This is a genomic window from Limimaricola soesokkakensis (genome assembly GCF_900172345.1).
Classification (GTDB): domain Bacteria; phylum Pseudomonadota; class Alphaproteobacteria; order Rhodobacterales; family Rhodobacteraceae; genus Limimaricola; species Limimaricola soesokkakensis.
This window is the reverse complement of the sequence record NZ_FWFY01000027.1, coordinates 1-6,336: the sequence shown is the minus strand read 5'-3', so window position 1 is coordinate 6,336 and position 6,336 is coordinate 1. Positions and strand designations below refer to the sequence as shown.

The following is a 6,336-nucleotide window of genomic DNA, read 5'->3' as shown; positions in this document are numbered from 1 at the left end:
TGAACGGCTTCGTCCTGCCGCAGGGCGTGCTGCGCGACGTGCTCACCGGCGCCCACCAGATCGCCGGCCAGACCTCCGGCGCCGCCATCGGCCTCATCGCCGAAGACGTCGCCGCAGACACCCTCACAACCGTCGATTTCAACGAACTGAAAATCGAGGCCTTCGGCAACGAAATCGTCACCAACGATCCGGCCGCGGTCGGCGGTCCGGGCACGCCTGGCACCGACACCGTCGTCTATACCGGCACGGCTCCGGTCGACGCGACGCTCGCCGATGACGTCGAGAATTTCGATGGATCGGGGTCGAGCGCGGATGTCACGCTGAGCGGAAATGCCGGCGCCAATATCATCACGCTGGGCACCGGCATCAACAAGATCACCACCGGCGGCGGTGCCGACGTGGTGCGCGGCACGCTCGAAGCGGTGGGCGGCAGCGAGATCACGGACTTCTCGAACGAGGATGCTCTGGTGATCTCGGGCGCTGACACCGATACGCCGATCAGCTACGAGGCCGGCTCGGCCGTGATCAACATCAACGGCCAGAAGGTCACCTTCTCCGGTCCGGATTTCGAGAGTTTCGTGCCGGGCGAGGGTCCCGCCACCTTCGATTTCGAGAACACCGCAGACGGGCTGCGGATCACCCGTGCCTCCGGCGAAACAATCCTTTACCGGGTCAACGCGGGCAGCACCGACGTCGCCGCGATCGATGGTGGCCCGGTCTGGATCGGCGATCTGGCGCTCGAGAACGGCAACGGCTCGATCTCGGTCACCGGCGAGGTCGACAACGAGTTTTCGAACGCGTTGACGGACTCCGAGGGCGAGATCGACTACATCGATCCGGGCGTGCAAAGCTATGCGCCCTGGCAGCTCTTCGTCCACGAGCGCAGCGACAACAGCAACAACAACATCCCGCTGACCTACAATTTCGACGTGGCCGTGGGTGCGACCTACAAGATCACGCTGCTCTACACCGAGAACTGGCCCGGCGCGTTCAATCTCCCGAGCAGCGACCGGATCTTCGACGTGACGGTGGACGGCACGGCCTTCGCCGAGTTCGCCGATCTCAACCCGCTGGTCGAGGCCGCGGCGGCGATGGGGCAGGCGCTGCCGCCTAGCTCGGCCACGAGCGCGCAGAAACAGCCCTTCCTCGGCACGGTGCTGACGCGCGAGCTGATCTACACGGCCGTCGACGACCAGCTGAACCTCGCCTTCATCCACAACAACCAGAACCCTAAGATCAACGCGATCCAGATTTCCCAGCTGGGCGGGCCGCGGGTCGCGGACGGCACGGCGCCGGTGGTCGAAAGCGTGTCGATCGAGAATCTGCAGGGCGATACCGACAGCCCGCGCGAGATCACCGTCGTCCTGAGCGACAACAAAGGCTTCGACGCCGCGAGCTTGGCCACGGACGGCTCCGAGCTGGTCTTCAGCGGCATCGTGCCCACAGCGGTCTCGGCACCGAGCGTGGTGCTGACCAATGGCGGCATGACCGCGACGCTGACCTATGTCGCGCAGCCGCCCGCCAGCGGCTCATGGCCGAGCGGCGAGGGCCAGATCTCGATCGCCGCCGGCGTGTTCGCCGACGCGGCCGGCAACAGCGCGGCGGGTGCGACCTCGAGCTTCATCCTCGAGCCGAACCTCGACAATCTGGTGCGCGGCTCGGTGGTGCGTGCGATCAATGTCGGCACCACCGACACCTCGCCTGCCACCAATCTCGGGCCGGATCCGCTCGAGGGCGGCGCGGTCGACAACAACCGCTATGGCGGCGCGATCGCAGCGGACAGCCTGCTCCTCGACGCGACCGGACAGCCGATCGCCTTCGAGGCGGACGACAACGCCTATTATACCAGCCCCAAGGGCCAGGGCCCGCTGAACGCGAATGTCGACGGCCAGTCCGGGACCACCGGTTCGAACTCCGGCGGAATCGATCTCGACGGTTCGGCGCTGCATACCTATCGCGACTCGCAGGCCGATATCTGGACCGCTACCTATGGTGGCTTCGCCAATGGCTCATACGTGGTCGAGCTGCATTTTGCCGAGCTGTTCCATTCGGCGGCGGGCGGACGTGTCGGCGATTTCACCATCAACGGCACGCTGGTCGGCGATGATTACGACGCCTTCGTCGCAGGCGGGGGCGCCGACAGGCATTCCTTCATCCGCCACAACGTTCTGGTCACCGACGGCACCATCACCGTGCAGGTCGACAGCTCGAGCGGACAGGCGGGCTATTCGGCGATCGTGGTCTATGATGCCGTGCCCTCGGACCTGCCGCCGACCATCTCGGTTTCGGCCGGCAGTGCCATTGAGGGCGAGGACGCCGTGATCACCGTGACCCGGATGGGGGACCTGAGCGAGGCGGTCACCGTCACCCTGTCGCTGACCGATGTCAGCACGACGTCGGCGGATCGTGGGCCACTCGCCGCCACCACGGTGGTCATCCCGGCAGGCCAAACCTCGGCCAGCACGACCGTGCCGATCATCGATGACGATCTGGAAGAGCCGGCGGAAAGCTTCACCGTATCGATCACCGGGGTCTCGAACGCCGGCAACGACGCGGTTATCGCCACGGGTGGCGGCACCACCACCGTGACCATCGCGGCCAACGACGTAGCGCCCACGCCTGCGATCGTCCTCCCGATCGACTTCAACGCCAACCCGCTCCTGAGCTACAGCGGCCAGGACCAGACGCCGCAGGGGTTCCAGATCGACCCCGACGGCGCCGGCATCACGCTGAGCGGCAACACCTGGAAGAAGACCCTGCTGCCCGGCGGCACCTTCACCGTCGACGCCGACACGGTGCTGCGTTTCGACGTGACGATGCAGAACGGCACCGCCGAATTCGTCAGCATCGGCCTCGAGAACGACAACAACTACAAGACCACCGACGACCTGCTGTTCCAGGTGTTCGGCTCGGTCAACATCGCCAAGTTCGACCAGTCGGTGCGCAACGACTACACCACCGTGGGCCAGACCGTGAGCTACGAGATCTCGCTGGCGGCGCATGCCGGCAGGACCTTCGACTACCTGGCGCTGATCAACGACGACGACGCCGCGCAAAGCTCGATCGTGCGCTTCTCGAACGTCGAGCTGGTGCAGGGCGGCGGGGCGAGCGGCAACACCCAGCCGCCCCATATCGTCGGCGACGCGCTGCCCGACGTCACCGCCACGGAGGACATGCCGCTCGAGGTCAGCCTGCCCTTCGAGGATCCGGACACGGCCTATGACCAGCTGTCCTTCTCCTTCCAGGGGCTGCCGGACTTCCTCAGCCTGTCGGGCGGGCTGCTGGTCGGCACGCCCGGCAACGAGCATGTGGGCGTCCACACGATCGAGGTCACCGCGACCGATCCCGAGGGCAATGCCGCGATCGGCCAGTTCGACCTGACGGTCGAGAACGTCAACGACGCGCCGATCGTCACGGGCAGCATTCCCAACGCCACGGCCCCGCTGAACCAGGCGTTCAACATGGCCCTGCCGGCGGGGCTGTTCACCGATATCGACCCGAACGACACGCTCACCTACCGCGCCGAGGGCCTGCCCGCCGGTCTTTCCATCGATCCGGTCACCGGAACGATCAGCGGCACCCCGCAGCAGAACAGCAACTACACGGTCACCGTCTTCGCCACCGACACGGCGCAGGCCGAAACCTCCGCCAGCTTCGTGCTGCAGGTCGATGAAGTCACCTTGCCCGAGCCGATCCTGATCGAGGTCGAGAATTTCACCGGGCTGACCGAGGCCAATTCCGACCTCGTGAACTTCAGGACCGAATTCGCCGCCCCGGCCTCCGGGAGCACGGTGGTCAAGGTCGGCGCAGGGCAGCAGGGCGTGATCTCGACCAGCCTCGCGGGCTTCGGGGTCGTGGCCGGGACCTATGATCTGGAGATCGGCTACTTCGACGAGAATGACGGCGCGTCCCAGGTCAATGTGCTGCTGCAGCTGGCGGATGGCACGCAGACATTGATCGGCAGCTTCACCATGAACCAGGTGCTTGCCGGGCAGGGCAACGCGTTGCAGGCGGCCAACCTGACCTCGGTCACGCTGAGTGGTGTCCAGGTCCCCGATGGCGCCCGGCTGGTGCTCAGCGGCACCAGCGACGCCAGGGAGCATCTGCGCTTCGACAAGGTGGTCTTCAATCCCGTCCCCAACGCGCAGCCGCAATTCGAAAGCGCCGCTGCCCAAGAGGTACTCGAAAACACGGTGATTGCCGGCGATGTCGACGCCGCCGATCCCGAAGGCGCGGTGGTGAGCTACGCCATCGTCGGCGGCGCCGACATGGACAAGCTGAGCATCGATCCCGATACCGGCGTGCTCTCCTTCGTGACCGCGGCCGATTTCGAAGCCCCGGGCGATGCCGATCAGAACAATGTCTACGAGGTCACGGTCGAAGCCAGCGACGGTGTCGCCAAGGCGCTGCAGAACGTCACTATCACCGTGCTCGATGCGGAGGAGGGGCTGGCTATCAATAGCCCGGCCAGCGCGACGGTGGCCGAGAACCAGACCGTGGTGACGACGGTTGTCGCCACCGAGGACGGCGGCACCGCGCCGATTACCTACGCGATCGGCACTGCCGGCGCCGATGGCAGCCTCTTCACCATCGATCCGTCCACCGGCGCGCTCAGCTTCATCGCAGCGCCCGACTTCGAAGCTCCGGGCGATGCGGGCGCAGACAACGTCTATGATGTCGAGGTGATCGCCTCGAACGGCAGCAACGAGGTGGCCCAGCTCATGTCGGTCATGGTGACGGATGTCGACGAGGATGGCGGCATGCCGGAGGCGCTCCTTCGGATCAACGCTTGGGGCGGCGAGGTCGCAGCCACCGATGGCGGGCCGAACTGGCTTGCCGACGGCAACAACAATCCCAACAGCCCCTACGTGATCACGGCGACCGGGGCCGGCAACAACCGCGGCGACAGCCAGGGCTTCGGGGGCGACACGACGAACCTGCCGTCGCATGTTCCTCAGACGGTTCTCGGTACCGCCCGCTCCGCCAACAGCCCGTTCTCCTATGCCATCCCGGTGACGGATCTGATCGGCAATGGCGACTACATCGTGAACCTCTACCTGGCCGAGTTGTCCGCCGCGAACCAGCTTCCGGGCAGACGGATCTTCGACATCAGCGTCGAGGGCCAGACCGAAGGCATGCTGGATAACTTCGATCCGTCGCTTCCAAGCGGTGGCGGCGATCTGCGGATCCTGAGCTACGAGGTCAAGGTGACGGATGGCGAGCTGAACATCGGCTTCCTCCATGATCTGGTCGACGGCAGGAACAACCCGATCATCAACGCCATCGAGATCCTCTCGAACCCGGTGCCGGCCTTGGACAGGGACGCACCCGAGGCGGCGCTGACGCTCAACAATCCGGCGAACGCGATCGATCCGATCCTCGTGGAGGTGGCGCTGAGCGATGCCAGCGGCATAGATACGACCACCCTTGGCGACGACGACCTGACACTCTCGGTGGACGGGGTCGAGGCAAGCAATCCCGGGATCACCTTCATGGGTTTTGCTGGTGGCGTGGCGCGCTACGAGATTGCCGCGCCGCAAGGCGGTTGGACCAACGGTATGCAGATCGGCGTGGCGCTCGTGGCGGGTGCGGTTTCCGATCGCGCGAACACGCCCAACGTCAACGAGGCGACCAACGCGGCGCTCGACCTTGAAATCGGCGCCGGCGGCACGGTCGTCTACCGGATCAACACCGGCGGCGCGCAGGTCGCGGCGACGGATGGCGGTCCGGTCTGGACCGGCGACCAGCCGGGCAATGGCAGCCCGTATCTGCGCCTGACCACCCTGCGTGACGACGCCGATACCGGCGGCAAGGCGGCGCCGGGTATCGACGGGGTGCCGAATGCGATCTTCTCGACGGCACGCTCGAGCGACGGGTCGTTCTTCTACGACATCCCGGTCTCGGCGCTCGGCGGCGGCCAGAATTACGAGGTGCGCCTCTATCTCGCCGAAATCTCCCCCACTGGCCAAGCCGGAAACTTCCGGAACTTCGACGCCTCTCTCGAGGGCTTCGTCCCGGCCACGTTCGACAACCTCGATCCGGGCGCGCTCTACGGGGCGGGCGGCGGTGTCCTGACCGCGCGGGTCAACGTCGATGACGGCGTGCTGAACATCGGGCTGGTGAAGGATCTCAAGCAGAACCCGATCATCAACGGCATCGAGATCGTCGCGCTGTCGGAGGAGGTGGAGAACCCCCCGATTCCGATCGTTCCGACCAACGCGCTCCAGGCCTTTGCGGCGCAGGGTGATCTCGATACCTCGCAGAGCTACGCGGCCGGGACCGTCGGTGCGGCCAAGCTCGGCATCATGCTCGGCAACGCCAACATCGAGGCGTCGA

The 6,336-nt window shown here is 65.9% G+C and carries 1 protein-coding gene; it reads left to right on the top strand.

What is annotated here, in order from left to right:
- The coding region (locus LOS8367_RS18410) for a malectin domain-containing carbohydrate-binding protein (RefSeq protein ID WP_207569304.1) at window positions 1-6,336 on the top strand (6,336 nt) is incomplete at both ends.